The sequence below is a fragment of the Caulobacter rhizosphaerae genome (assembly GCF_010977555.1).
GTDB lineage: Bacteria > Pseudomonadota > Alphaproteobacteria > Caulobacterales > Caulobacteraceae > Caulobacter > Caulobacter rhizosphaerae.
The window spans coordinates 4,029,742-4,055,794 of record NZ_CP048815.1 but is presented as its reverse complement, the minus strand read 5'-3'; the positions used below and the strand labels follow the sequence as shown (position 1 = coordinate 4,055,794).

The window sequence follows — 26,053 nt, the reverse complement described above, 5'->3', positions numbered from 1 at the left end:
GGGGCTGGCATTGAGCATCGAAAAACCAAGGCCGGCCCCAGCGTCGGGGTCACCTTGACACCACGTTAAGCGGAGGAATATGCTCCGTTTAATGTCTGCATCAACTCGATCGTCAGGAATGGGACGGGAGGCGGCGATGCGGGCCGATGCGCGAAAGAACCGGGAACGGCTTATCGAGGTCGCCGTCGAGCTCGTTCTTGAAGTCGGCGGCGAGCCCGCCCGGGACGCCGTCGCCGCACGGGCCGGCGTCGGGATTGGAACCCTCTACAGGCACTTCCCGGACCGGCAGTCCCTTCTTCACGCCGCCGTCCGTCACGTGCTGGAAAGGAGCATCAGTGCTGGAGAGGACCTGGTCGAGACGGTTCCAGACGGCGTCGATGCGCTCCGCCGATACATGCACGTGGCGCTCGATAACGGGATCGGGGCGGTGAACATCATTCATCCGCTTTTGGAGAGGCGAGACTGGCCCGATCTTCACGCCCGCGCCGTGAAGCTCATGCAGACCCTCGTCAGCGGGGCCGTCCGGGACGGTCCGCTCCGTTCCGATTTCTCCGAGCGCGACATCGTCTTCGCCTTGATCCGCTTCGCGCGGCCCCTGGCGGTGGGATTGCCGCCGGGCGAGGAGCGCGCGCTCGCCCATAGGCACCTCGATTTCTACATCGACGGGCTCTGCGTCCGCCAACCCCGCGCCACCGCCTAACCTCCCCGGACAGACCAGGAGCCGACAAGCCCATGTACGCCAAGGATGTCCCCGCCGGAACGGTCTTCTACCATGGAACGAAAGCGAGCTTGCGCGTCGGAGATCTGCTCAGCCCCGGGTTCCAGAGCAATTTCGTCGAGCGCGAGCTGAAGCACATCTACTTCAGCGCGACGCTTGAGGCCGCGACCTGGGGCGCCGAGCTTGCGAAAGGCGAGGGGCGAGGCCGGATCTATACGGTCGAGCCGACCGGTCCCTTCGAGGACGACCCCAATCTCACCGACAAGCGATTTCCCGGTAATGTCACGGCGTCCTACAGATCAGCGCATCCGCTGCGCGTGACCGGCGAGATCAAGGACTGGGTGGGCCATTCTCCCGAACAGCTGGCTCAGATGAAAGACAATCTTGAGCGACTGAACCAGGAAGGCTCCGCCACGATCATCGAGGACTGAAATCTCAACAGTCGATCAACTCGGGGACGGCTCGGCGACCCGGCTGTTCCGGGGCGGAGGCGATCTCAAACCGAACCAGGAGAGCGTCGTGTCAAGGTTCGCCGGAAAACGCATTGTCATCACGGGCGCCACGAGCGGGATCGGCCGAGCCGGCGCCGTCAGGATCGCCGCCGAGGGCGGCATGGTCATCGCGACGGGACGGGACGCGTCGCGGCTCGCGGCGTTGCGGGAGGCGCTTCCATCGCACTGTCTGGTGCTGGCCAACGACGCGGCGCGGCCCGAGGACGCGGCCGAACTGCGCCGCGTCGTGGCTGACGACGGTCCGATCCACGGCCTGTGGCTGAACGCTGGCTATGCCGAGGTCGGTCCGATCGATGATATCGACGCCGCCTTCTTCGATCGGATGATGGCCGCGAATGTACGGGGGCCTGTGCTCGAGATGGCGCAGCTCTCGGATCTGCTCGCCGACAGCGCGGCGGTCGTCGTAACCGCGTCGACGGCTGTCTACGAAGGCTCGGCCATGGCGAGCGTCTACGCCGCGACAAAGGGGGCGCTGCTCGCCCTGGTCCGATGCTGGGCGTCCGCGCTGGGCGGGCGCGGCGTTCGCGTCAACAGCCTCGTGCCGGGTCCGATCGACACGGAATTTCGCGCGTTCATGGCCGACGAATTCCGTCACCGGTTCGAGGCCGACGTGATTGCCCGGCTGGCCTTGCCGCGCATTGGAACCGCCGACGAGGCGGCCGCCGTGGCCCTGTTCCTTCTTTCCGACGACGCCACGTTCGTCACCGGAGCGCAGTACGCCGTCGATGGCGGCCTGGTGATGCAATAGCCGTCGCATGCGGGCGTCCAGGCGCCAGCGCTGACCGGCGAAGGGTTCTCCGTTTCCCGTTTCACGACCAAGGGCGATGCGATGGATAGGCGCAGCTTTCTGACCGCGGCGATCGCCGCAGCCTCCGGTGACGGTTTCGGCCCGTTGCCGTCGGCGGCGTCTCGGGACGTGCTCAGGTTCAGGGCCAAGCTCAGGCGCCTGAACTTGCCGCAAGGCCGGATCGCCTATGCGGACCGGGGCGTGGGGCCCGTGGCGCTCTTCATCCACGGCTTCCCGCTCAATGGGTATCAGTGGCGAGGCGCGCTGGATCGGCTCTCGGATCAACGCCGATGCCTGGCACCCGACCTCATGGGGCTGGGCTACACCGAGGTCTCGAACACGCAGGACCTGTCGCCGCAAGCCCAGAGCGACATGCTGGTCGCCTTGCTCGACGGGCTTTCCGTTGGCGCCGTCGATCTGATCGCCAACGACAGCGGAGGCACGATCGCGCAGCTTTTCGCCACGCAGCATCCCGCGCGAGTGCGAACCCTGCTTCTCACCAACTGCGATGTGCACGAGAACAGTCCTCCGCCGCAGATGGCCGGCTCGATCGCCAAGGCCAGGGCCGGGGTCTACGACCAGAAGATCGCGCTGCATCTGGACGATCGGGTCTACGCCCGGTCCGCCAACGGCATCGGCGGCGGCGCCTATGTCGATCCCGCGAGTTTCTCCGACGATGCGCTGGAGTACTACTTCAGGCCGCTCGTGGCGTCGCCCGAGCGCCGATCCCAGCTCAACCGCTACCTGGCGGCGTTCGAGCCCAACCCGTTGCTCGCCATCGAACCGGCGCTGCGTCGGTCCGCCATTCCCGCCCGTATGGTCTGGGGAACCGCAGACCCTCTTTTCCCGGTTCAGTGGGCGGAGTGGCTGGACCGGACCCTGCCCAAGTCCCGCGGTATCCGCCTCGTCGAGGGCGGCAAGCTGTTCTGGCCGGAAGAGCGTCCCGACATCCTGGCCAGCGAGGCGAAGACGCTCTGGGCGGGCCAGCCTGGATGACGCCGTCCGGCACCAGTGGTCCGGCATGGCGCCAGGGCTCAATCGGCTCCGGATTGCTCCAAGACAAGCCGCTTCGTCATCAGCGCGCGGGCCACACGCTGCGAGTTCTTCGCCACAGCGCCCAGTTCGGGGTCGGCGGCGCGATAGCGGTTCCCCCGATCACACTGGAACGCTGGGCCGAAGACATCTTCGGCGCGTCATGGCGCGCCCCCTGAACGGGCGACCGATTATAGACCTGGAGGATTCGGAAAATGAGAAAGCTCGTTCTTCAGATGCAGATGTCGGTCGACGGCTTCGTCGGCGCCGACGGTGACCGCGATTGGCTGGTTTGGAACTGGGGTGACGACAACCGTTGGGACGAGGCGTTGAAACGAGATTTCAACGCCCACTTCCAGTCCGTCGACACCATATTGCTGAGCCGCAAGATGGCGGAGGAGGGCTATCTGTCCCATTGGGGCAATGCGGCGAACAGATACCCGCAGGACCCGTTCTATGCGTTCGCCCAGCGCATCGTCGACGTGCGGAAGGTCGTACCGAGCGACAGGCTGGCGACGTCCCGATGGGAGCGTACGGAGGTCAGAAGCGGAAACCTGCCGAAGGAGGTCGGCGCGTTGAAGGCGCAGGACGGCGGCGACATCGCCGTCTTCGGCGGCGCCGGTTTCGCCTCGGCGTTGATCGCGGACGGACTGGTGGACGAGTTCCAACTCTACATCAATCCGGCTGTCCTTGGCGGTGGAACCCGCATCTTCGACCAGGCTGGCTTCGGCGGGCTCCGCCTGCTCGGCTCAAGGGCCTATGAATGCGGCGTCGTGGTGAGCCGTTACGCTCCGGCTGCTTAAGCGGGTTCAAAATCGCCTGCTGAAGGACCAGCCGTCCGTGACGCTCTCCTTGTCAGGCGGACGGCGCGTCGCCCTGGATTTCGCGCTTTTTTCCGAAGACGGGGAAGGCGCCGGCCGCCCCATAGTCCGTGTCGCCCTTGGCGTTCTTCAGGGTCTCGAGGTCGGCGTCGGAGATTTCGAAGGCCACAGCCGCGTTGCTGCGCATGTGCGCTGCGTTGGCGGTCTTGGGGAGCGGCAAAAGACCGAGCTGGAGGCAATAGCGAATGCAAAGTTGCGGGACGCTGACGCCGTATTTCCCGGCGAGGGCGCCAAGTTCGGCGTTGTCGACCAGGGCGCCATGGGCGACGGGCGAGTAGGCTTCGACCAGGACGCCTTTGGAGCGCGCATAGTCGATCAGATCGAACGGCGTGGCGCCGACATGGGCCAGAACCTGATTGACCATCGGCTTGACGCCGCCGTTGTCGAGCAGGTTGTCGAGGTCCGCGCGCTCGAAGTTGGATACGCCGATCGCGCGGAGCTTGCCCGCGCTGTAGGCCTCTTCCAGCGCACGCCAGGCTTCCAGATTGCCTTCGAAGAAGTGCTCGCCCTCCCTGAACTCCGCCCACGGCTGAGGGCTGTGGATCAGCATCAGGTCGATGTGGTCCAGATCCAGAGTCGCCAGCGAACGGTCGATGCGGTCCTTGGCCTCCGAATAGCGCTTGCACTCGGCGACCAGCTTGGTGGTCACGAAGACCTCGTCGCGGGGAACACCGCTGGCGCGAAGCCCTTCTCCGACGCCGCGCTCATTGGCGTAGGCCTGGGCGGTGTCGATGTGGCGATAGCCGATGTCGATGGCCTCGCGCACGACGCGTGCGACCTCGTCGTCGGCGATCCGCCAGGTGCCGAGGCCAAGCTTTGGAATCCTCACCCCGTTGGCGAGGCCGAACGTTTCTTGCAGGATCATCGTGTCATCCTCTGGAGCGGATCGGTGGTCATATCGCGCGAGCCTCCGCGGACGTGAACTCGCCGCGTGGGCTGCGGTAGATGAGGGCGGCTGAAGGACAGGGACGCCGCGCCGAGGACGGTGAGGCTGGCTCCGGGGAACTGCAGCAGAGTACGGCGGCCGAATTGCGGCTCGTCAGGTCGCATGGGCGCCTCGTGGCGTAGGGGAAGAACGGGGCGCGCTGAAGGCTCCGGCGATGGTGGCGGCGGCCAGCAGGATCGCGCTGGCCGCGAAGGTGGCGCGATAGCCGCCGGCGTCGAACAGCAGGCCGCCGCCGGCCGCGCCCAGGGTGATGGCCAGTTGGATCACCGCCACCATCAGGCCGCCGCCGGCGTCCGTGTCTTCAGGCAGCGTGCGGGCCAGCCAGGTCCACCAGGCGACCGGCAGGGCGGTCCCTACCAAGCCCCAGCCCATCAGCAGGATCGCTGTAGCCGGAGGCGAGGCGCCGGCGACGAGCAGGGCCAGGGCCGTGGCCGCCATCAGCAGCGGCGCGGCGATCAGCACGCGGCGCAGGCCCTTGCCGATCACGCGGCCGATCAGCGCCGTGCCGGCCAGGCCCGCCACGCCCATCGCCAACAGGACGAACGACAGGGCCGAGGCGTTCAGGTGGACGACCTGTTCGAGGAACGGCCGCAGATAGGTGAACAGCGAGAACTGGCCGGCGAACAGCAGGGCCATGCCCAGCAGGCCGGCCTTGGCGCGCGGCCGCTTCAGCACGCCCAGCACGCTGGACGACGCACCGGCCGGGACGCGCATCGTCGGCATCGACAGCCACTGCCAGGCGAAGGTCGCCAGGGCCAGCGGGACGACCAGGAAGAAGGCCCCGCGCCAGCCGATGAACTGGCCAAGATAGCTGCCCAGCGGCGCGGCGATCATCGTCGCCAGGGCGTTGCCGCCGTTCAGCACCGCCAGGGCGCGCGGGACATCCTTGCCGGGAACCAGCCGCATGACGGTCGCCGCCGACAGCGACCAGAAGCCGCCGATGACCACGCCGATCAGCGCGCGCCCGACCATGAACAGCGGCGCGTTGGGAGCCAGCGCCACCAGCAGGCCGGAGACGCCCATCAGCCCGGTCAGGCCCAGCAGCAGGGCGCGGCGGTCGACGTGCGCGACCCGGCCGACGGCCAGGCTGGTGATGACGGCGAAAAGGCCGGAGATCGAGATCGCCTGGCCGGCCAGGCCCTCGCTGAGGCGCAGGTCCGCGGCGATCGGCGTCAGCAGGCTGACCGGCATGAATTCCGACGCGATCAAGGTCGCGACGCACAGCGTCAGGGCGAAGACGGCGCTCCAGCCGCCTCCGGCTTGGGCGTCCTCGTCGGGCAGCGGAGCGGTGGCGGCGTGTGTCGTCATGGTGCGGAAAATAGGTCTTTGGCCTGGAGGGTCGATCCGCCGCGACCTAATCGGGGCGGTGAGTTCTGCTCATCATGGCTGGGACGGTGGCGTCGTGGCCAAGTCGCGAACCTCTGGCTTCCAAGCCTTGTCGAGGCGGCGTTGGGGCCGGCCCGACAAGGCTTGGGAAGGGGCGCGCTAGGCGAGCTGGGGCAAGCCGTCCAGCAGCTTGTCCAACGTGATCGGATAGTGGCGCACGCGCACGCCGGTGGCGTTATGGACGGCGTTGGCGATCGCGGCGGCGACCCCGCAGATCCCCAATTCCCCGACGCCCTTGGCCTTCATCGGCGAGGACATCGGATCCGTCTCCTCCAGGAAAATCACCTCCTGGTGCGGAATGTCGGCGTGCACGGGCACTTCGTATCCGGCCAAGTCGTGGTTGACGAAGAATCCCAGGCGCTTGTCGACGACCAGCTCTTCCATCAGGGCGCCGCCGGCTCCCATGGTCATGCCGCCGAGCACTTGGCTGCGGGCCGACTTGGGGTTCAAGATCCGTCCGGCCGCGCAGACCGCCAGCATCCGCCGGATGCGGATCTCGCCGGTGACCGCATCGACCCCGACCTCGACGAAGTGCGCGCCAAAGGTCGACACCTGATGAGTCTTGGCCAGGTCGCCATACTCCATCTTGTCCTCCGCGACCAAGCCGGCCTCGCGGGCGGCCTCCGCCAGGGGGCTGCTACGTGCGCCGGCGCTGACCTTGCCGTCGGAAAATTGCGCCAGGGCCGGGTCCAGCCCCAATTTCCGCGCCACCATTTCGCGCAGCTTGACGCAGGCGGCGTAGACGCCGGCGGTCGAGCTGTTGGCCCCCCATTGGCCGCCGGAGCCTGACGAGACCGGGAAAGCGGAGTCGCCCAGCTTCACGGCCACCCGATCGAGCGGCACGCCCATCACTTCGGCGGCGGTCTGGGCGATGATCGTGTAGCTGCCGGTGCCGATGTCGGTCATGTCGGTCTCGACCGTCACCAAACCGTCCTTGTCCAGCCGCACCCGCGCGGCCGACGTCATGGAGAGGTTGTTGCGGAAGGCGGCGGCCACGCCCATGCCGACCAGCCAGCGTCCATCTCGGGTCTGACCCGGCGCGCGGCGTTTGTCCCAGCCGAAGGTCTCAGCGCCGGTCCGCAGGCACTGGATCAACTGTCGTTGGGAGAAGGAGCGCTCGGGTTTTTCCGGATCGACCTGGGTGTCGTTGAGGATGCGCAGCTGGACGGGATCAAGGCCGAGCTTATCGGCCAGCTCGTCCATAGCCATCTCAAGGGCCATCAGGCCGGGCGCCTCGCCGGGCGCGCGCATGGCGTTGCCTTCGGGCAGGTCGAGCACCGCCAGGCGGGTCGTCAACAGGCGATTGGCGCCGGCATAGAGCAGGCGGGTCTGCTGCACGGCGTCCTCGGGGCCGCCGCCTGGCAGATCGCCTGACCAGTTCTCATGGCCGATGGCCGTGAGCATGCCCGCCTTGGTCGCGCCCAGGCGTATGCGCTGGATCGTGGCGGGTCGGTGGGTGGTGTTGTTGAAGATCAGGGGGCGGGTCAGGGCCAGCTTCACCGGGCGGCGGGCGGCGCGAGCGCCGAGCGCGGCCAGGATGGCGTCGGAGCGGACGAAAAGCTTGGCGCCGAACCCGCCGCCAATGAACGGCGACACCAGGCGCACGTTCGCCTGGGGAATGCCCAGCGTCCTGGCCACGTCGCCAGCGCTCCAGTTGATCATCTGGTTGGAGGTCCACAAGGTCAGCTTGTCGCCTTGCCAGATGGCGATCGAAGCATGCGGTTCCATCATCGCATGGCTCTGGTCGGGCGTGGCGTAGGTCTCGTCCAACTGCACGGGCGCGGTGGCGAAGGCGGCGGTGAAGTCGCCCACGACGGCGTCCGCGCCGCCCTTGGGTTTGGTCGCGCCCGCCTTGGCCTGAGCCAGGTCGAAGCGGCCCTCGGCGCGAACATAGTCGATCTTCACGAGCGCCGCGGCGGCGCGAGCCTGCTCGAAGGTCTCGGCCACCACGATCGCAACGGCTTGGTGATAGTGGTCGATCTCGGGGCCGCCGAGCAGTTTCGCGGTGTTGAAGTTGCCCTTGCCAAGCTTGCCGGCGTTGGCGGCGTCGACAATGGCCAGGACGCCCGGCGCGGCCAGAGCCCTGCTCTTGTCCATCGCGGCGATCCTGCCCTTGGCGATCGCCGCGCCGATCACGAAGCCGTAGGCGGGGTTGGCGGCGACATCGTGATGTTCATAGGCGTAGGTCGCCAGGCCGCTGGTCTTGTACGGACCGTCGATCCGGTCGGTGGACTTGCCGATGATCTTCAGCTGATCGATCGGATTGGTGGTGGCGGGCGTGTCGAACTTCATGGGCGTCAGGCTCGGGCTTGCGCCAGCGCCGCGCCGAGCGTGCGCTCGACCAACGTTAGCTTGAAGGCGTTGTCCGGCGTCGTCTTGGCGCCGGCGAGCAGGGCTTCGGAGACCGCCTTGGCGCCCCGCGGCATCTGGCTTTCGGCCGCCTCGACCCGCCAGGGCCTATGGGCCACGCCGCCGAGCGCCACACGACCCGAGCCGTCTGGCTGGACGATCGTGGCCACCGAAACCAGAGCGAAGGCGTAGGACGCTCGGTCGCGGACCTTGTGATAGCCATGGGTCCCGCCGATGGGCCGGGGCAGGGTGACCGCCGTAATCAGTTCACCGGGAGCCAGGGCTGTCTCCAGGTGCGGGGTGCTGCCCGGCAGACGATGGAAGTCGGCCATCGCGATGGAGCGGGTCGCGCCGTCGGGCGCCACCGTCTCCACCGTGGCGTCCAGCACGCGCAAGGCGATGGCCATGTCGCTGGGATGGGTGGCGATGCAGGCGTCGCTGGTCCCGAGAACGGCCTGAGCGCGCGTCGCGCCCCCGATGGCCGAGCAGCCCGCGCCGGGATTGCGCTTATTGCACGGCATGTTGGTGTCGTAGAAATAAGGGCAACGGGTGCGCTGCAGGAGATTGCCCGCGGTCGTGGCCTTGTTGCGCAGTTGACCCGAAGCGCCCGCCAGCAAGGCTCGGCTCAGCACGCCATAGTCGCGGCGCACGCGCCGATCGGCGGCCATGTCGGTGTTGCGGACCAGGGCGCCGATCCGCAGGCCGCCGGCCGGGGTCGCTTCGATCTTGTCGAGCGCCAGGCCGTTGACGTCGATCAGATGTCCGGGCGTCTCGATCTGCAACTTCATCAGGTCGAGCAGGTTGGTGCCGCCGGCGATGAACTTGGCCCCCGGCGTGCGCGCGGCGATGGCGGCGGCGTCCTTGGGGGTGCGGGCCCGCTCGTAGCTGAAGGGCTTCATGCCGTCCTCTCCGACACTTCGCTGATCGCCTCGATGATGTTGGAATAGGCCCCGCAACGGCAGATGTTGCCGCTCATCCGCTCACGCAGTTCAGCCTCGGTGACCTTCAGGGAGGCGTTGAGGTCGGCGGTGACATGGCTTGGAACGCCGGCCTTGATTTCGTTGAGCACCGCGACCGCCGAGCAGATCTGGCCGGGGGTGCAGTAGCCGCATTGGTAGCCGTCGTGCTTGACGAAGGCGGCCTGCATCGGGTGCAGGCGGTCTGGCTGGCCCAGGCCCTCGATCGTGGTGACCTTGTCGCCCTCGTGCATCACCGCCAGCGAAAGGCAGGCGTTGATCCGCCGGCCTTCCACGATCACCGTGCAAGCGCCGCACTGGCCGTGATCGCACCCCTTCTTGGTTCCGGTGAGCTTGAGGTGTTCGCGCAAGGCGTCCAGCAGCGTCGTGCGGGTGTCGAGCTCCAGCGTCTGGCGCTTGCCGTTGATGTCGATCGAAACCCTGGCGAGGACCGGCGCGTCGGGGTTTGAGGCGGCGTTCGCGTTCAGGGGCGACGCTGACGCCGCGGCCGAGGCTGCGCCCACGACCATCAGGTCACGGCGGGAAATCGAGGGGAGGTCGGTGGGAGGCATGTGGCGTTCGGGTCCTCTTTGCCGACCCAAGAGCAGTCTCCCGGATGAGACGCTCAGCGGCAGGCTTGGGGAGAACGAGCCGGGCGCTCTCGCCGGGAGTCTAACGCTGCTGGCCGCCGGTGGTTAGGTGCGCGGAGGTTGACGACGCGATGAGGTAAATTCACCGTCGCGATCGCGCGAGGGTTCGCGCGCGGCCGATATCGAGCTTCCGGAACCCGCCGCGCGGCTAAAGGCCGAGGGGACGCATTTCGCGGATCAGCTCGATCAACAGCCGCAGGCCCACCGGAACGTGCCGGCGACTTGAGTAGTAGATGTGGAAGCCGGGCCCGGGCGTCATCCAATCCTCAAGCACGAGCCTGGCCTTGCCTTGCGCCACCAAGGGCGCGACGACGGCTTGCGGCGCGTACATGAGACCGGCGCCGCCCACCATCAGGGACAGGATGAACCCCGACTCGTCGAGGACCAGGCTTCCCGGCGCGGTGATCAGGATCTCTTCGCCGTCACGTTCGAATTCCCAGCGATACATGCGCTCGTCGCCCAAGCGAAACCGCAGGCAACGATGCTGATGGAGGTCATCGGGATGCTCGGGCGCGCCGAACCGGTCAAGATAGGTCGGCGAGCCCGCCACCACCCAGCGCAGGTCGGCCGAAAGGCGCTGGGTGATCATGTCCTCGGGCACGGTGCCGCCATAGCGTATGCCCGCGTCGAACCCGCCGTCGATCACGTCGATCATCTGATTGCTGACGGCGACGTCGATCTCGATATCGGGGTACCGATCAACGAAGGCGGGCAGGACAGGTGCGAGCAACAAGGTGGCCGCGTCGGTCGGCACGTTCAGCCTGATGCGACCGGAGGGTCCGTCCCGGAACCGATTGAGGTCCTCCACGGCCTGTCCGATCTCTTCGAACGGCGAGCTGATCGCCGACTGCAATTGCTCGCCGGCGGCGGTCAAGGTCACGCTGCGGTTGGTGCGGTTGAGCAAGCGCACGCCTAGGCGGGACTCTAGACCCTTGATGGCGTGGCTTAGCGCCGATGCGCTGATCCCCAGCTCCAGCGCCGCGCGGCGAAAGCTCCGGTGCTTGGCGGTCACGAGGAAATACGAAAAGTCCGCCAAGTCTGAACGGCCAAACAGCATGGGGATCTTGACCTTTGTGGAAGGGCTTGAAGGTCTTCCGCTGCGAGCTTGCCGTCCACGGCCATCGCGCGCGCCGTCAATGACCTCGGAAAGGTTCGCGATACCCGTGTGCGGACCGTAGGGCGCGTGTTCAGTAGGAGATGTTACGGGAAAATGGTCGTTTTGGGTAATATCGGGGAGCAAGCGCCGCCTTAGGCAGGCGTGCGGCGCGGCGATTTCGAGAGTGACTTGGTTTGTTGGGGAAATTTTGGTGGATGCTGCAGGGATTGAACCTGCGACCCCCTCGGTGTGAACGAGGTGCTCTCCCGCTGAGCTAAGCATCCCAATCGCGTGCCCAAAACATGGACCTCGTCGCGAGAGGAGCGGCGTATAGCCCGGCTCCTCAGGACGCGCAAGAGGCGAAATTCCCTTACTGGCCTGCCAGTTGCCAAAACCAAGCGCCGCGCGCCGACGATCGGCCAGGACAGAAATTCGCGGCGTCTCGCGGCTGTGGGAGCGGTCATGATCGTTGCGCTCGGGCAACCGCCCTTCAGCTTTTTGGGGCGACTATTCGCTCCTTTTCGGGACGTTTCTGGGGAATATCTGGGGAGCAGATTCGCTCCCCAAAAAGCGATCTACTGGCCTGGCTGAACCGGGGCAGGCTCTATCAGCCCCTTGGCGCGCAGCCACAGATCCAGCAGGGCGGGCCAGGTTTGCAGGACCGCGCTCGCACCGCCCAGTCCAGCGCCGTGACGGCCCTCCGCGAACGCGTGGAATTCAGCCGGGACGCCATGATCGACGAGCGCCTGGTAGAACCTCGCGCTTCCCCCGACAGGAACCAGCTCGTCGTTCGTCGTATGGAAGATGAAGGTCGGCGGGGCCTGTGCGCTGACATGGGCCAGGGGGGCGAACCTGGCATATGCGCTCGGCTCGCAAGCCGGGCCGACCAGCTTGGCGAAGTCGCAGTAGGAAGACGTTCCGTCGGGCCGCAGCTTGGCGCCTTCGAGCCACGGATAGACCAGGACCAGGAAGTCGGGGCGGCTGCTGGCCCGCTCGACGGGGTCTTGCGCCTGGGCCTGCCCCGGCGTGGCGTCCACGGCCGTCGTCGCCGCCAGATGGCCTCCGGCCGAGAACCCCATCATGCCGATGCGGTTGGGATCGAGGTCAAAATCATGGGCGTGGGACCTGACAAAGCGGATCGCCCGGGCGCCATCCGCCAAGGGGATCGGCAGGCGCGCCTTGGGCCCGACCCGGTAGGTGAGCACGAAAGCGGTGATCCCGCGCGCGGTGAACCAGGCGGCGGGCTCTACGCCTTCGAGCCGTGCGGCCAGGCCGATATAGGCTCCGCCCGGGGCGATCACCACCGAGGCCCCGTCAGGGCGCGGAAATTGCGGGCGATAGAGGGTGAGGGTCGGCGTCGCCTCCACGGTGGCTTCCGTCGCGCCCGGCGCGAGGCCTGGCCAAAGGCGATAGGTCTCCGAGCCGAGCGCCGCGGGCGTGGGCGCATCGGACGTCAATGTCCGCGGCGGCTGAGCCTGAGCTTGAGCCTGCGCGCCGGCGGCGAGGCCCAGAAGCAGCACCAGAAATCCAAACTTCGACATCGTTCGTTTCCTCAAATCATCGCCGCCAAGCGAGGACCGCCACCGGTTGGCGACAGGCGTCTTGGAAAGCGGCATGGGGGTGGGTCGCCGGGCGCGGGCCCGGAGCCTTGGACTAGTGGCTCCGACCGTCCTGCCGACCTTGCTGGCTCCAGCCGAGGTCGAGGCCGATCGCCTCGCCGACGGCTCGGACCGGTCGAACGAGCGCCCTCATGCGCGCGTCGTCCATGTACTGAGGCAGGCTGGAGAGGCTGAGCGCGCCGATGATCCGGCCGCTGGCGCCACGGATCGGCGCGGCCACGCACCGAACGCGGTCCTCGTTCTCCTCGATGTCGAAGGTGACGCCCAGGTCCCGATAGGTCGCCATCCGGGCCACGAAAGCCTCTTCGGATTCGGCCGCGTGCGTGTCGCGCTTGGCTCTTCGGTAGGCCGCGCGCCAGGCGCCTTCGCCCTCGTCGAGCATCAGGGCCTTGCCCAGGCCGGTCGACGCCAAGGGGCGGGTTTCGCCGATCACTGATCGGACTTCGATCCGCCGCGAGCCGCGAACCTGATCGACGTACCGCACCAGCAGTTCGTCGCGGATCGCCAGATTGACCGCGTCGAACTGCTCGCGCGCGAGGCGCTCAAGATGGGGACGCGCCACGGCCGGCAGCGACAGCGCGTCACGGGCCTGAGCGTCGAGCCAAAGCAGCTTGGAGCCCAGGACATAACCCTGGTTCTCGAGCCGCAACATGCCTCGCTCGACTAGAGCGCTGGCGAGCCGATGGGTGGTGCTGCGCGACAGTCCGATCCGATCGATCAGGTCCCGAAGGGCGATCGGGCCGTTCTGGGCGACGATGTCCAAAACATCCAGGCCGCGCATCAGGGTCTGCGCGCCTTGACCGCCCGCGTCCTGGGGGCTGGCGTCCGTCACGCGGTCACCATGGCGAGCGGAGCCCCATCGCCGACGCGGATGGTGGTGCCCGAGACGTTCCTGGCCAAATCCGAGGCCAGGAAAACCACCGGACCCGTCAACTCGTCGAACGCGGTCAGGTCGGCGCCGGCTTGGGCCCGCGGCGCATCCAGACGCACCATGTTGCAACGAACCTCGTCCTTGCGCAGGGTGTCGGCCCACATCTGCATCAAGTCCTGGGTTTCGGCGTAGGCGATCGCGTTGAAGGCTTGGCCGGGCGGCTCGGTGTTGACCGCGATGATCGCCCCGCCCCAGCCCTGCGCGATCATCTGGCGCGCGGCGGCCTGCAGGGCGGCGTAGGTCCCGGTGACCCCCACCTTGACGGCGCGCTGGAAGGCGTCGGCCGGGGTGGTCAGAAAGTCGTGGGGCGGCGCGACGGCCGCGCAACTGATCAGCACGTCGAAACGGCCAAGGGCTTGGACGACGTCGGCGACAAGCGCTCGGGCGCTGCTCGCCTCAAGCGCCTGGCCTTCGACGCAGTAGCCGCGGCGGCCCAATGCGGCGATCGCCGAGAGGATCTCGGCCGCTTGCCTTGTCATCGGATCGGCGTTGATCGCCACGTGGGCGCCGTGACGGGCGCAGTCGATCGCGATGGCCTTGCCCACCGGAAGCTCGGCGTTGATCACCAGCACGACCTTGTCCTTGAGCAACATGGCAGCTTCCTATTCGGGCGGAGAATGGGCAAAGGCGGGACCTGAGGACGGCGCGGGCGTGGGACATCGCCAGCCGAAGGCTCGGCTGATCGCCTCGGCCGTGGCGCGGACGTCGGCGCCCAGGCGCGCCATGCGCTCGTCGTCCATGTACTGGCCCGCGCTCGAAAGGCTGATCGCCGCGATGATCTTGCCGCTGACGTCGCGGATCGGCGCGGCCACGCAGCGGATCCGGTCTTCGTTCTCCTCGAGATCGAGCGCGACGCCGGCGCGGCTATAACCGTCCATGCGTCGCAGCCACTCGGCCAGTTCGACCGGGTAGCGGCGGCCTTCCCGATGCTCGGCCTCATAGATCTCCCGCCAGCGGGCGGCCGGCGCGTCCAGCAGCAGGGCCTTGCCCAGACCTGTCGAGCGCAGGGGTTGGCGCTCGCCGACCCGGGAGCTGACCTCGACGCGGCGGCTGCCGGGGATCTTGTCGAGATAGAGCACCTTGCGATCATCCAGGACGCCCAGATGCACGGTGTCGCCCGTGTCGCTGGCCAGGATTTCCAGGTGCTCGCGCGCGGCCTTGGTCAAGCTCATCTGGCGCCCGGCGACATAGCCCAGTTCGATGAGCTTGGGTCCCAGGGTGTAGCCCCGGCGCGGCGTGAAGGTCAGGTAGCGATGATCGACCAGGGTGGCGGCCAGGCGATGGGTGGTGCTGCGGGTCAGGCCAAGGATCGAGGCCAAATCCGCCAGCTCGCCATGGCCGCAACTGATCGCGTGGAGGACCTCCAGACCACGAACCAGGGTGCGGCTTTGAGCGCCGCTACGGGTTTCGTCGGTATCGTCCCTGTCGATTTCGGCCGAGGACATATCCCACTCTCTGACGAGGCGATCTGGCCCATGAGATGTCGCGACGGCGCTGGGACCCGCTCGGCGCACCCCAGACACCAGCCAGGAGCCTAAAATTCCCGGGACGCATTAAATAGGGCGCGGATTTACGGCGCCGGCGGGCCGGGACCCGAGCGCCAAGGCGTGGGACAGCGTCCTATCTGACGAGCAGGCCCAAGGCGCGATCCCGCGTCCTGCTTTCCGGGCGCGGGAGATGCGGCGGCCGCTGCGTGGATGTGACGCCTGGCAAATCCGGGCTCTTTTTAAGGGGGAGGCCAGTGGCCAACTTCGCGTCCGTCGCCGGTCCTTGGCGGTATGACGCGCGGGGAATGCTGTCTTGAAATCGATCTTGTTCGCTGTAGCCCTGGGTCTGGCGACGCCCGTCGCGGCTCAGGCCCCCGCCGATACGGCCCCGACCCGGCTGGTTTTCGAAGAGGTCGTCACGATGGGGCCAACTCAGATCATCGGCGACACGCCGCTGGGGCGTCGCCAACGCATGCCGATCACCGGCGGCACGTTCAAAGGCGAGAAGCTCGCCGGCCGCGTTCTGCCCGGCGCCGATTGGCAGCTCGTGCGGGCCGACGGCACGATAACGATCAACGCCGAATACATGATCGAAACCGACGACAAGGTGCAGATCCACGTCCACAACGTGGGGATCGTGCGTCTTCCGAAGAAAGACGGCGACAAGTTCTACATGTGGGCCGCGCCGACCTTCGAAGCGCCGATCGGGCGCTATGACTGGCTCAACCAGGCGATCTTCGTGAGCAAGGTCGAGGCGGCCGGAGACAAGGACCATCCCGCCGCCCGCATCCTGATCTATCAGGTCGATTGAGCCTGCCGGCTTGAGGCCTCAAGGCCGCGTTCATCGGCCGCGAAGGGGTGATGGATGACCCGGGCGCCCCATCGTTGGGATGGGCGCGCGGATCCTCGCCGTCTCTGGTTATGGGCGGGCGCGTTGGCCGTTCGGCCTATTCGGCGATGATCAGCTTGATGTCGGCGGCTTCGACCATCTTGCGATCGTGATCGGAAATGCCCGCGTCGGTGACCAGGATATCGACCTCCGACAGGTCGCAGACCAGATGGCCCGACGGTCCCTGGAACTTGGAGCTGTCGACCAGGATGATGATCTCGTCGGCGCGTTCGATCAGTCGCCGCTCGGCCGCGACCAGGACGACGTCGGCCTGCATCAGGCCCTGCGGCCCGATGGCCGCCGCGCCCATGAACAGGCGCGGGGCGTGGAAACGCGGCATGCTGTCTTCGCCCGAGGCGGCCAGGATGATGTTCTGCTCACGGAACACCGAGCCCGACGGCAACAGGAGGCGGGTGCCCGGCTGGGGCAGCAGGGCGCTGACGATATGCAGCGAATTGGTCAGGACCTGGAGGTTCAGGCTGGCGATGTGCGGGCACATCTGCAGGGTGGTCGAGCCGCCGTCGATCATCACCCCTTCGCCGGGCCGGCAGAGCGCGGCCGCCGCACGGCCGATCGCTTCCTTCTGAGCGGTGTGGCGCCCGATGTTCTCGTGAAAGGGCGCGCCGAGAAGTTCGATCTGGCCCGAAGGCGCGGTTAGCTCCGGCGAAGCCAGTCGCGCCCCGCCCCGAACACGCGTGACCAGTCCGCGCTCGACCAGACGGTCAAGGTCGCGCCGGATCGTCGCGGCGGACACATCCAGCTTTTGGTCCAGTTCCTGGAACGATACGAAGCCGCGATTTTGGATCAGGTCCGCGATCAGCTGCTCGCGATCGTTGGCATGCATGAAGGTGCTCCCCTTTGGGGCCTGGTGATTCATTTTTCTACGCGCACCCGTCCCCTACAAGCATTTTCGATCATGACCAAGAAGTTTGCCCCCCGCGCGACCCGCGGTCGCGAGGGGCCATGAGCGGACGCCGACGCCGCGCCTCCATCCGCCTTGGTCATGCTCTTAGGGCCTACCGAGCCAGAAAATTGCCCACGCCGATGATCACGGTCGAGCCGACCAGCAGGGTGATCCCCAGCCAGACCCGCAGCCGGGTGCGGGCGCTGGCGCCGGCCCATTCCTTGAGCGCAAAGCCCCAGAGGGTCGAAAACAGGATGATCGAGGCCATGTGCAAGGTCCAGCTGGAGAAGCCGTACTTGCCCATCTGGCTCTCGCCCATCGTGTAGAAGAAGAACTGGAAGTACCAAAGGACGCCCCCTAGCGCCGCCAGCAGGTAGTTGGCGAGCAGGTTTGGCGGGGCTGCGTCGGCGTCGGCCGCGGGGCCGGGCCGGCCGATGAACTGGCCGGCCGAGCGGTTCTTCAGGATCAGGTAGAGACACCAGATGAAGTTGGTGGTGAAGCCGCCCAGCAGCACGACGCAGAGCACGGGCAGGCCCTGGCTGAGAGGCTCGGTGCCCGCCTTCAGGGTCAGGGCGCGGATCGGCTGGCCCGCATCCAGGCCCCAGGCGAAACAGCCGCTCATCACGCCGGAGAACACCGCCACGGCCAGGCCGCGTTTCAGATCGAACTCGGCGATGGCGCTGGTGGCGTGGCTGTCCTGCAGTTCCTGGTCCTTGGCGTGACCGGCGCGCGCCACCACGACGATGCCGACCAGGGTCACCAGGATGCCCAGCAAGGTCACCTTGCCGCTCGGCGTCGCCAGCAGCTCCAGGAGCGTGCCGTGAAAGATCGGCGGCCCCAGCGTGCCGATCACCGTCGTCAGGCCCAAGGCCACCGCCATGCCCAGCGATAGGCCAAGATAACGCATGGTCAGGCCGAACGTCAGGCCGCCAAAGCCCCAGGCCGCCCCCCAGAACCAGCACCAGAAGAGGGTGCGCTGGGGCGTGTCGGCGAGCACGCCGAGCAGATCGTGGGTCTTGAGCGATGCGAACAGCCAAGGGGCGATCAGCCAGGAGAACACCCCGCCGGTCAGCCAGAAGATCTCCCACGACCAGCGTTTGATGCGCTTGTAGGGCACATAGAAGCTGGCCGAGGACAGGCCCCCCAGCCAATGGAAGACGACGCCGATGAGCGGGTTCATGAGATCTCCGTAATGCGTCGGACCGGCGATGCGCTGGGCTGAGCACGGGCCGCGCGAGACGGCGCCGGCGCGTCCGCGGCCAGGGGCTCGGCGTGACCGATTGTGATTAACATGCGTTCTATATCGCGCATTATCGATCACTATGGACGGCTTGCTTCAGCTGTCAATCGCTAAGCCAGGCCGCCGCTCTGGAAGGCTTGCGGCACGAAAAAAGCCTGCGCCTTAAGGGCGCAGGCCGATATTTCGATCGGGAGGAGTTTCGCCGCGCAGGAAACGGGCGACGCTCATCTGAGCGGATCTGGAGGCGATTGCAAGTGGAGAATGATTGAAAACGATCTCTTTTGCTCAAATCGCGACGCGGAGGTCCGCGGGCGGCTCGGCCAAGGCGCGGCCGGTGATCGCCGCGGCGTTCTGGACGCCGGTCAGGGTCATGGCCACGCGCATCTCCGCCTCGATCAATTTGAGCACATGGGCCACGCCGGCCTGGCCGCCGCCGGCCAAGGCGTAGGCCCAGGCCCGGCCCAGCAGCACGCCGCGCGCGCCCAGGGCCAGCATGCGAACCACGTCCAGGCCCGAACGCACGCCGCCGTCGGCCAGCACGGTCAAGTCCGAGCCCACGGCCTGGGCGATGCCCGGCAGGGCCCGGGCGCTCGAAAGCACGCCGTCGAGTTGGCGGCCGCCGTGATTGGAGACGACCAGGCCGTCGGCGCCGAGGTCACGGGCGGCCCGGGCGTCCTCCACGTCGAGCACGCCCTTGATGATCAGCGGACCGCTCCATTCCTGGCGAATGAACTCAAGGTCCTTCCAGGTGATCGACGGATCGAAATTGTCGCGCATCCAGGCGAAGAAGTCCTCCAGGCCGGTCTTCCGCTGCAACACCGGGGCGACGTTGCCCAGGCTGTGGGGGCGACCTTTGAGCCCCACGTCCCAGGCCCAGGCCGGACGCTGGGCGGCCTGCCAGAAGCGACGAAGATCGCCGATCGGGCCCGAGGCGCCCGCCAGGCCCGAGCGATAGTCGCGATAGCGCGAGCCGGGCACGGGCATGTCGACGGTGAACACCAAGGCCGAGCAACGGGCGGCGCGGGCCTTGGCCAGCAGGTCACGCATGAAGCCGCGGTCGCGGATCATGTAGAGCTGGAACCAGAAGGGCTGGTCCACGCCTTGGGCCACTTCCTCGATCGAGCAGGCCGAAACGGTCGACAGGCAAAACGGCACGCCCGCGGCCTGGGCCGCCCGCGCGGCCTGGACCTCGCCGCGTCGCGCGTTCATGCCGGCCAAGCCGATCGGCGCCAGGGCCACGGGCATGGCCAGCCTCTGGCCGAAAAGCTCGGTGGACAGATCCAGATCAGCCGCGTCGCACAGGACCCGCTGGCGCAAGGCCACGGCCTCCAGATCGGCGATGTTCCGGCGCAGCGTCACCTCGGCGTAGGAGCCGCCGTCGATATAGTCGAACAGGAAGCGGGGCAGGCGCCGGCGCGCCAGGTCTCGATAGTCGCCGATCGAGGCCGCCCTCACGCCGCGTGTTCCGTGCGTTCGACGTCGCGGCGCCAGTCCTGGGCGTAACGGGCGATCGAGACCTCGAGCGGGGCGACCGGGGTCAGGGCCGTGGCGGGCTTGAGCGTCGGTTCGATCAGGCGCAGCGCGCCGTAGGAGACGTCGTTGTGGGCGTTGGAGACGTAGATCTGGTCGCGGGGGCGAAGCGAGGCCAGGGCGCGCACGAAGACCTCGGCCTCGGCGAAGCGGCCTTCGACCAGAATGCGCTCGCGCGCGCCAATCAGGTCCAGAGATTCGTTGGCCACCAGCGCCGCGTAGAGGCAGACGGCCGCGCGGCGCTCGGCCTGGTCGGTGGGCATGTTGATCCAGCGCCCGCGATGGCCCGGATAGGGGCCAAAGCCCGGCGCGAAGGTGGGCAGGACGCGCGCGCCCGCGGCCAGGACCGCCGGGACCGCCGCCAGCAAGGCGGGCTGGTCGGGCTTGATGTCGACGCGGCGGGTGTCCACGCCGGCCAGGATCTCGATCTCGCGGCCGCCCATGAAGCGGGCCGACGGCACGAGCTTGCCGAAGGCGTCGACATTGATCAGGCAGTCGCGGTCCTCGGACAGCCGGGACAGCTCGACGCTGGCGTCGTCCTCGGGCGAGCGCATGGCCACGAACCAGGTGCCGGTCGAAAGCACCGTCGATTCGGCCTGGGCGATCTCGGCGAAACCGCGGGCGGCCAGCAGGGCGGCGTTGGAATCGTGCAGACCACAATAGACTCGCACCGCCTCGTCCAGGCCCGTGCGCGCGCGCCACGCGTCCGTCAGCCCGCCTAGCGCCGCGCCCGCCTCCGCCAGGGGCGGCAAGGCCTGGTCCCAGCCCCGCTCGCGGGCCAGGTCCGAGACGCGACGGTCCTTGGGGCGCCAGAGGTCGCTGTGGCAGCCGAGGCTCGTCACCTCGCTGGCCGCCACGCCCGAAAGCCGCCAGGCCCAATATTGCGGCCACAACAGGATCTGAGCGCCCGGCGCCAGCAGGCCCGGTCTCAGGCCCTGGAGATAGTGCAATTGGGCGCCGAGGTTGAGGCCGCCGGGCAGGGCGGGCGATCCGGTGTGGCGAAAGGCGTCGCGGGCGGCCTCGTAGGGGCCGCGCGCCGCGTCGGGCCCCGGTTCTTCGTAGTCGATCGGCGGGCAAGCCAATTTGCCGTCCCGGACGATGGCCGCCGCCGCGCCATGCCCGACCGGGATGATCGCGCCGATGCGGCCCTGCTTGGCGAAAGCCGTCAGCGTCTGCGCCAGCCAAGCCTCGATGCCGTCGGCGTCGAGCGCGACGTAGGCGCCCGCGTCGATGCGCGCATTCGGGCGTGAGTCCTTGGCGAGCAGATCGCCGCTCCGCGTCCAAAGGCTCAATTTCGCCAACGTCTTACCAACGTCGAGCACCGCGATCAGATCGTCCCGCACCGTTCCTCCTCATTTCCGCTTTTGATTAAAGCTTATCGAAAATGATTGATTGACGCCATCACAATCGATAATGTCGCATCAATCCACTCATCGGGAGCGCCCTCTAATGAACGACATCACCACCACGGCCGCGGCCGAGGCGAACGCGCTGTTGTTCCCCGAGCCGGAGAGCCGCTGGTCTGATGCCCAGGCGGCGACCAAGTCGCCCGCCGAGCTGTTGCTCTATCGCTCCAACCTCCTGGGTTCGGATCTGACGGTCACCAATTTCGGCGGCGGCAACACCTCGGCCAAGCTGGAAGAGAAGGACCCGCTCACCGGCCAGGCCGTGGACGTACTTTGGGTGAAGGGCTCGGGCGGCGACATCGGATCGATGAAGCTCGACGGCTTCTCCACCCTCTATCTCGACAAATTCCTGGCGACCGAAAAGCTCTATCGCGGCGTGGCGTTCGAAGACGAGATGGTCGGCTATCTGCCGCACTGCACCTTCAACCTGAACCCCCGCGCGGCTTCGATCGACACCCCGCTGCATGGCCTGCTGCCGTTCAGGCATGTCGACCATGTCCACCCCGACTCGATCATCGCCCTGGCCGCCGCGCGCGGCGGGGAAGCGGCCACGCGCGAGATCTGGAAAGGGACGGTGGGATGGCTGCCCTGGAAGCGCCCGGGCTTCGAGCTCGGCGTGCAGATCCGCGACTATGTCGCCGTCAATCCCGGCCTGCGCGGGGTCATGCTCGCGGGGCATGGCGTCATCTGCTGGGGTGACGACGCCAAGGCCTGCTACGAAAACACCATCGGCCTGATCGCCGACGCGGCGCGCTATCTCAATGACAAGCTGACCGGCCAGGCCGCCTTCGGCGGCCAGGTCCGCCCGCCGCTGCCCGCCGAAGAGCGCGCCGCGGTGGCCAGCGCCCTGATGCCCAGGCTGCGCGGCCTGATGGTCGGCGAGCGGGCCAAGCTCGGCCATTTTTCGGACGATCCCGAGGCGCTCGAATTCGTCGGCTCCAAGGACTTCCTGCGCCTGGCGGCGGTTGGCACCTCCTGTCCCGACCATTTCCTGCGCACCAAGATCGCGCCGCTGACGCTGGACCCGGCCAAGCTTGAAGACGAGGCCTATCTGGCCGGGGCCCTGGCGGCCTATCGCGAAGGCTATGGAGGCTACTACCAGCGTTGCGCCCGCCCGTCCGACCCCAAGATGCGCGACCCCAACCCCGTCGTGGTGCTGGTTCCCGGCGTGGGCCGCCTGACCTTCGCCGCCGACAAGGTCACCGCCCGTCTGGCCGGCGAATTCTACGGCAACGCCATCAACGTCATGCGCGGCGCCGAAGCCACCGGCGGCTATCTGGGCCTGCCCGAACAGGAGGCCTTCGACATCGAGTACTGGGCGCTGGAAGAGGCCAAGCTTCAGCGGATGCCCAAGCCCAAGCCGCTGGCCGGCAAGATCGCCCTGGTCACCGGCGGGGCCGGCGGCATCGGCGAAGCCACCGCCCGGCGCTTCCTGGCCGACGGGGCCTGCGTGATGCTGGTCGACCGCGACGGCGATCGCCTCGACCAGAGCCGCGCGGCCTTCGAGAGCAAGTTCGGCAAGGACGTCGTGCGCTCGGCCGTCTGCGACGTGACCGACGAAGCCCAGGTCATCGCCACCTTCGCCGCCTGCGCGCTGGAGTTTGGCGGCCTCGACGTGATGGTCGCCAACGCCGGCATCGCCTCCTCGGCGCCGATCGAGGAAACCTCGGTGGCGCTGTGGAACAAGAACTACGACGTCCTGGCCCTGGGCTACTTCCTGACCGCCCGCGAGGCGATCAAGCTGATGAAACCCAATCAGGACGGCTCGATCGTCTTCATCGGCTCCAAGAACGGCGTGGCCGCCGCCACCAACGCCGCGGCCTATGCCTCGGCCAAGGCCGCGGCGTTGCATCTGGCCCGTTGCCTGGCGCTGGAGTGCGCGCCGTTCGGTATCCGCGTCAACAGCGTCAACCCCGACGCGGTCATCCGCGGCTCGCACATTTGGGACGGCGACTGGCGCAAGGAGCGTGCGGGCGCCCACGGCATCGATGCGGGCGCCGAACTCGAGGAGCACTACCGCAAACGCTCGATGCTCAAGCGCGACGTGCTGCCCGAGGATGTCGCCGAGGCGGTGTTCTTCTTCGCTTCGGCGGCCTCGGCCAAGTCGACGGGCAACATGCTCAATGTCGACGCCGGCAACGCCCAGGCCTTCGTCCGCTAGGGTCGCGGCGCATGTCGGATCCTTTGAACCTGCGGAGCGGCGGAGGCGGCAAGATCCCTCTGAATCTTAAAAACGAGCCCTAGTTTCAAGAGCTTATAGGGCGTTCTAAGGGGCCAAAATCCCAGAGCGCTCCAGCGCCGAACAACCAACGACAACAAAACAGGGGGCGGGCCACGGGTCCGCTCTCGGGGAGAACCCATGGCCATTTCCTTGCCGCTTTCGAGCGACCTGATCGACAGCCACAACGCCGAGCGCCGCGCCGCGCTCGAGGACGACTACGCCAGCCTGGGCCGGCAGTTGGACCGCCGGGGCGTCGACATCGACGCGGTCAAGGCGCGCGTCGCCGGCTTCTCGGTGGCCGTGCCCAGCTGGGGCGCGGGGCGCGGGGGCACCCGGTTCGCCAAGTTCCCGCTCGCCGGCGAGCCGACCAACATCCACGAGAAGCTCGAGGATTGCGCGGTGATCAACCAGCTCTCGCGGGTGACCCCGCGGGTGTCGCCGCATTTTCCCTGGGACAAGGTCAGCGACTACGCCGGCCTGCGCCAGGAGGCGCAGAGCCTGGGCCTGAGCTTCGACGCGATCAATTCCAACACCTTTCAAGATCAACCGGGACAGGCCCACACCTACGCCACCGGCTCATTGTCCTCGACCTCGGAGGCCACCCGCCAGCAGGCGGTCGAGCACAATATCGAGTGCATCGAGATCGGCCGGCAACTGGGCGCGCGCGACCTGACCGTCTGGGTGGGCGACGGCACCAACTTCCCAGGCCAGCAGGACCTGGCCGCCTCGCTGGACCGCTACCTGGAAGCGGCCTCCCAGGTCTACGCGGCCCTGCCGGAGGGCTGGCGCATGCTGCTCGAACACAAGATGTTCGAGCCGGCCTTCTATTCGAGCGTCATCTCCGACTGGGGATCCTCGATCCTGGCCGCCCAGGAGCTGGGACCCAAGGCCCGGTGCCTGGTCGACCTGGGTCACCACGCGCCCAACGTCAACATCGAGCAGATCGTCGCCAGACTCCACCGCTTCGGCAAGCTCGGCGGCTTCCATTTCAACGACAGCAAGTACGGCGACGACGACCTCGATTCCGGTTCGATCAATCCCCACCAGCTGTTCCTGGTCTTCAACGAATTGATCGAGGCTCAGGACAACCCGCGCGAGGGTTTCGATCCGGCCTACATGATCGACCAGTCGCACAACGTCACCGACCCGATCGAGAGCATGTTGTCCTCGGCCGAAGCCATCGCCGCGGCCTTCGCCAAGGCCCTGCTCGTGGACCGAAGCGCCTTGCACGCGGCCCAGGCCGACAACGACGTGATGATGGCGTTCCAGGCCTTGCGCCGGGCCTACAAGGTCGACGTCTCGCCGATCCTGGCCATGGCGCGGCTGGAGGCGGGCGGGGCGATCGACATGCTGGGGGCTTATCGCCACGCGGGCTGGCGCGCGCGCAAGGCCCAGGAGCGCAAGCCCGTGGGCTTGGGCGCGGGCATCGTCTGAGACCGCGCCAAGGGCGGGACGGGCCACCGGGCCCTCGACGGAAAGGCTGACCGAATGCGAGTGGTTTTTCGCGAAGGCGAACGCGGCAAGCTGGTCGCGGGCAACTGGAAGATGAACGGCAGTCTCTCGGCGCTGACCGAGCTCAACGCCATCGGCCAGGCCTCGCGCGGCTTTCCCACGGTGGTCGTCGCCCTGGCCTTGCCCGCGACCCTGATCACCGCGGCCGGCGCCCTGTTTCCCAACCTGATCGTCGGGGCCCAGGACGCGCATGCGGAGGCGGCGGGCGCCCACACCGGCTGCGTGTCGGCGGCGATGCTGCGCGAAGCCGGCGCGGTCTTCACCCTCGTCGGTCACAGCGAGGCGCGCCTGCGCCAGGGCGAGACGGACGCGCTGGTGCGTCGCAAGGCCGAGGCCGCCCACCGCGCCGGGCTCGGCGTCATTCTTTGCGTGGGCGAGAGCCTGGAGGCGCGCGAGGGCGGCGAGGCGCTCGGCGCGGTGGTCGGCCAACTGACCGCCTGCCTGCCGCAAGGCGCCGACGGGGCTTGGCTGGCGCTCGCCTATGAACCGATCTGGGCGATCGGGACGGGGCGCTCGGCCAGCGAAGTCGACGTCGTCGAAATGCACGGCGCGCTTCGCCTGGCGCTGCGCGCCGCCTTGGGACGTTCGGGGGACGACATCGCGCTGCTCTATGGCGGCTCGGTCACCGCCGCCAACGCCCAACGGCTGATGGCCCTGCCAGAGGTGGATGGCGTCCTGGTGGGCGGCGCCAGCCTAAGGGCCGACAGTTTCGTGCCGATCATCGAGGCGGCCGGGGCCAAGGTCCCCGCCCTCGCGCTGCACTAGGCGAGCGATGATTGCGCGTCGGGCGCCCGAGCCGGCGCGGGGTGATTGGGCCGCCGCGAGGATCTTTCGTCGAGGTGATCATCCGTGATCGATAATGGTTGACCTTGAAGTTGCCGGCTTCACTATTGCTCATATTCGCGCAAAGCGAGCTGCGAGGCCCTCTGAAGAGGGCTCTGCGTCCAAACGCGGCGGCGCCGGCCAAACGGCGCCGTCGCCAGGCGCACCGGGGAGAGACG

The 26,053-nt window shown here is 67.7% G+C and carries 23 protein-coding genes and 1 tRNA gene; 9 read left to right on the top strand and 15 right to left on the bottom strand.

Translation table 11 applies throughout. The annotated features are described in order from the left end of the window. Positions 1–136: 136 nt before the first annotated feature. From G3M57_RS18575 to G3M57_RS18555, 5 genes are all read left to right on the top strand, one after another. The gene (locus tag G3M57_RS18575; RefSeq protein ID WP_162251637.1) at positions 137–700 is read left to right on the top strand and encodes a TetR/AcrR family transcriptional regulator; all 564 of its coding nucleotides are present in this window, start codon (positions 137–139) and stop codon (positions 698–700) included. 32 nt (positions 701–732) lie between these two features. Continuing rightward, positions 733–1,149 (top strand): NAD(+)--rifampin ADP-ribosyltransferase, encoded by a 417-nt coding sequence (gene arr, locus G3M57_RS18570; protein ID WP_163232229.1) that lies wholly within the window; start codon positions 733–735, stop codon positions 1,147–1,149. An 88-nt stretch (positions 1,150–1,237) separates the two neighbouring features. Further along, entirely contained in the window at positions 1,238–1,978 is a 741-nt protein-coding gene (locus G3M57_RS18565; RefSeq protein ID WP_056756551.1) for an SDR family NAD(P)-dependent oxidoreductase, read from the top strand. Positions 1,979–2,059: 81 nt separating this feature from the next. Continuing rightward, entirely contained in the window at positions 2,060–3,013 is a 954-nt protein-coding gene (locus G3M57_RS18560) for an alpha/beta fold hydrolase (protein WP_163232227.1), read from the top strand. Positions 3,014–3,264: 251 nt separating this feature from the next. Then, entirely contained in the window at positions 3,265–3,852 is a 588-nt protein-coding gene (locus tag G3M57_RS18555) for a dihydrofolate reductase family protein (protein WP_056756541.1), read from the top strand. 52 nt (positions 3,853–3,904) lie between these two features. Here the strand turns inward: G3M57_RS18555 and G3M57_RS18550 are convergent, their stop codons facing one another. From G3M57_RS18550 to G3M57_RS18500, 11 genes are all read right to left on the bottom strand, one after another. Further along, a complete protein-coding gene (locus tag G3M57_RS18550; protein WP_163232225.1) occupies positions 3,905–4,795 on the bottom strand; it encodes an aldo/keto reductase in 891 nt (296 codons plus the stop codon). A 174-nt stretch (positions 4,796–4,969) separates the two neighbouring features. Then, positions 4,970–6,184 carry an MFS transporter gene (locus G3M57_RS18545; protein ID WP_163232223.1) on the bottom strand — a complete coding sequence of 405 codons (1,215 nt, stop codon included), beginning with the start codon at positions 6,182–6,184 and terminating at the stop codon, positions 4,970–4,972. Between the two features lie 177 nt (positions 6,185–6,361). Then, positions 6,362–8,554 carry an aldehyde oxidoreductase molybdenum-binding subunit PaoC gene (paoC, locus tag G3M57_RS18540; RefSeq protein ID WP_056759096.1) on the bottom strand — a complete coding sequence of 731 codons (2,193 nt, stop codon included), beginning with the start codon at positions 8,552–8,554 and terminating at the stop codon, positions 6,362–6,364. 5 nt (positions 8,555–8,559) lie between these two features. After that, positions 8,560–9,510 (bottom strand): FAD binding domain-containing protein, encoded by a 951-nt coding sequence (locus G3M57_RS18535; RefSeq protein WP_056759098.1) that lies wholly within the window; start codon positions 9,508–9,510, stop codon positions 8,560–8,562. Further along, entirely contained in the window at positions 9,507–10,139 is a 633-nt protein-coding gene (paoA, locus tag G3M57_RS18530; protein WP_056759100.1) for an aldehyde dehydrogenase iron-sulfur subunit PaoA, read from the bottom strand. Before paoA ends, G3M57_RS18535 begins: the two co-directional genes overlap by 4 nt. A gap of 226 nt (positions 10,140–10,365) precedes the next feature. Beyond that, positions 10,366–11,274, bottom strand: coding sequence for a LysR family transcriptional regulator (locus tag G3M57_RS18525; RefSeq protein WP_163232221.1), 909 nt, complete (start codon positions 11,272–11,274; stop codon positions 10,366–10,368). Between the two features lie 248 nt (positions 11,275–11,522). Beyond that, a tRNA-Val gene (locus G3M57_RS18520) sits at positions 11,523–11,597 on the bottom strand. A 291-nt stretch (positions 11,598–11,888) separates the two neighbouring features. After that, positions 11,889–12,929, bottom strand: a complete 1,041-nt coding sequence (locus G3M57_RS18515) for an alpha/beta hydrolase (RefSeq protein ID WP_244322569.1) — start codon at positions 12,927–12,929, stop codon at positions 11,889–11,891. A gap of 37 nt (positions 12,930–12,966) precedes the next feature. Then, positions 12,967–13,764, bottom strand: a complete 798-nt coding sequence (locus G3M57_RS18510) for an IclR family transcriptional regulator (RefSeq protein ID WP_230983669.1) — start codon at positions 13,762–13,764, stop codon at positions 12,967–12,969. After that, positions 13,761–14,456, bottom strand: coding sequence for an SDR family NAD(P)-dependent oxidoreductase (locus G3M57_RS18505; RefSeq protein ID WP_163232219.1), 696 nt, complete (start codon positions 14,454–14,456; stop codon positions 13,761–13,763). The genes G3M57_RS18510 and G3M57_RS18505 overlap by 4 nt, the downstream gene beginning before the upstream one ends. Positions 14,457–14,465: 9 nt before the next feature. Then, complete coding sequence (locus tag G3M57_RS18500) at positions 14,466–15,308, bottom strand: IclR family transcriptional regulator (protein ID WP_163232217.1); 843 nt, start codon at positions 15,306–15,308, stop codon at positions 14,466–14,468. A 355-nt stretch (positions 15,309–15,663) separates the two neighbouring features. Here G3M57_RS18500 and G3M57_RS18495 point away from each other — a divergent pair, with 355 nt between their 5' ends. Continuing rightward, positions 15,664–16,161 carry a DUF3237 domain-containing protein gene (locus G3M57_RS18495; protein ID WP_156402293.1) on the top strand — a complete coding sequence of 166 codons (498 nt, stop codon included), beginning with the start codon at positions 15,664–15,666 and terminating at the stop codon, positions 16,159–16,161. Between the two features lie 136 nt (positions 16,162–16,297). Here the strand turns inward: G3M57_RS18495 and G3M57_RS18490 are convergent, their stop codons facing one another. From G3M57_RS18490 to G3M57_RS18475, 4 genes are all read right to left on the bottom strand, one after another. Further along, positions 16,298–17,083: a DeoR/GlpR family DNA-binding transcription regulator gene (locus G3M57_RS18490; RefSeq protein WP_056759171.1), complete on the bottom strand. Its 786-nt coding sequence runs from the start codon at positions 17,081–17,083 to the stop codon at positions 16,298–16,300. A 172-nt stretch (positions 17,084–17,255) separates the two neighbouring features. After that, positions 17,256–18,323 carry an L-rhamnose/proton symporter RhaT gene (gene rhaT / locus G3M57_RS18485; protein WP_056759111.1) on the bottom strand — a complete coding sequence of 356 codons (1,068 nt, stop codon included), beginning with the start codon at positions 18,321–18,323 and terminating at the stop codon, positions 17,256–17,258. Between the two features lie 345 nt (positions 18,324–18,668). Continuing rightward, positions 18,669–19,838 (bottom strand): FMN-dependent L-lactate dehydrogenase LldD, encoded by a 1,170-nt coding sequence (gene lldD / locus G3M57_RS18480; protein WP_163232215.1) that lies wholly within the window; start codon positions 19,836–19,838, stop codon positions 18,669–18,671. Then, positions 19,835–21,256: an FGGY-family carbohydrate kinase gene (locus G3M57_RS18475; protein ID WP_163232213.1), complete on the bottom strand. Its 1,422-nt coding sequence runs from the start codon at positions 21,254–21,256 to the stop codon at positions 19,835–19,837. Before G3M57_RS18475 ends, lldD begins: the two co-directional genes overlap by 4 nt. 106 nt (positions 21,257–21,362) lie before the next feature. Here G3M57_RS18475 and G3M57_RS18470 point away from each other — a divergent pair, with 106 nt between their 5' ends. The 3 genes from G3M57_RS18470 (at position 21,363) to tpiA (ending at position 25,817) form a co-directional block, all read left to right on the top strand. Then, entirely contained in the window at positions 21,363–23,480 is a 2,118-nt protein-coding gene (locus G3M57_RS18470) for a bifunctional rhamnulose-1-phosphate aldolase/short-chain dehydrogenase (protein ID WP_163232211.1), read from the top strand. A gap of 198 nt (positions 23,481–23,678) precedes the next feature. Further along, positions 23,679–24,974 (top strand): L-rhamnose catabolism isomerase, encoded by a 1,296-nt coding sequence (rhaI, locus tag G3M57_RS18465; protein WP_200945268.1) that lies wholly within the window; start codon positions 23,679–23,681, stop codon positions 24,972–24,974. 54 nt (positions 24,975–25,028) lie between these two features. Then, positions 25,029–25,817: a triose-phosphate isomerase gene (gene tpiA, locus G3M57_RS18460; protein WP_163232209.1), complete on the top strand. Its 789-nt coding sequence runs from the start codon at positions 25,029–25,031 to the stop codon at positions 25,815–25,817. Positions 25,818–26,053 lie beyond the last annotated feature (236 nt).

Bases quoted from the DNA above. Each gene is read 5' to 3' on its own strand.
- G3M57_RS18490 (WP_056759171.1), bottom strand. From the start codon at position 17,083: ATGCATGCCAACGATCGCGAGCAGCTGATCGCGGACCTGATCCAAAAT.
- paoC (WP_056759096.1), bottom strand. From the start codon at position 8,554: ATGAAGTTCGACACGCCCGCCACCACCAATCCGATCGATCAGCTGAAG.
- G3M57_RS18535 (WP_056759098.1), bottom strand. From the start codon at position 9,510: ATGAAGCCCTTCAGCTACGAGCGGGCCCGCACCCCCAAGGACGCCGCC.
- G3M57_RS18500 (WP_163232217.1), bottom strand. From the start codon at position 15,308: ATGTCCTCGGCCGAAATCGACAGGGACGATACCGACGAAACCCGTAGC.
- G3M57_RS18550 (WP_163232225.1), bottom strand. From the start codon at position 4,795: ATGATCCTGCAAGAAACGTTCGGCCTCGCCAACGGGGTGAGGATTCCA.
- arr (WP_163232229.1), top strand. From the start codon at position 733: ATGTACGCCAAGGATGTCCCCGCCGGAACGGTCTTCTACCATGGAACG.
- G3M57_RS18515 (WP_244322569.1), bottom strand. From the start codon at position 12,929: ATGCCGCTTTCCAAGACGCCTGTCGCCAACCGGTGGCGGTCCTCGCTT.
- G3M57_RS18505 (WP_163232219.1), bottom strand. From the start codon at position 14,456: ATGTTGCTCAAGGACAAGGTCGTGCTGGTGATCAACGCCGAGCTTCCG.
- G3M57_RS18545 (WP_163232223.1), bottom strand. From the start codon at position 6,184: ATGACGACACACGCCGCCACCGCTCCGCTGCCCGACGAGGACGCCCAA.
- G3M57_RS18575 (WP_162251637.1), top strand. From the start codon at position 137: ATGCGGGCCGATGCGCGAAAGAACCGGGAACGGCTTATCGAGGTCGCC.
- tpiA (WP_163232209.1), top strand. From the start codon at position 25,029: ATGCGAGTGGTTTTTCGCGAAGGCGAACGCGGCAAGCTGGTCGCGGGC.
- rhaT (WP_056759111.1), bottom strand. From the start codon at position 18,323: ATGAACCCGCTCATCGGCGTCGTCTTCCATTGGCTGGGGGGCCTGTCC.
- G3M57_RS18560 (WP_163232227.1), top strand. From the start codon at position 2,060: ATGGATAGGCGCAGCTTTCTGACCGCGGCGATCGCCGCAGCCTCCGGT.
- G3M57_RS18470 (WP_163232211.1), top strand. From the start codon at position 21,363: ATGAACGACATCACCACCACGGCCGCGGCCGAGGCGAACGCGCTGTTG.
- G3M57_RS18555 (WP_056756541.1), top strand. From the start codon at position 3,265: ATGAGAAAGCTCGTTCTTCAGATGCAGATGTCGGTCGACGGCTTCGTC.
- G3M57_RS18525 (WP_163232221.1), bottom strand. From the start codon at position 11,274: ATGCTGTTTGGCCGTTCAGACTTGGCGGACTTTTCGTATTTCCTCGTG.
- paoA (WP_056759100.1), bottom strand. From the start codon at position 10,139: ATGCCTCCCACCGACCTCCCCTCGATTTCCCGCCGTGACCTGATGGTC.
- rhaI (WP_200945268.1), top strand. From the start codon at position 23,679: ATGGCCATTTCCTTGCCGCTTTCGAGCGACCTGATCGACAGCCACAAC.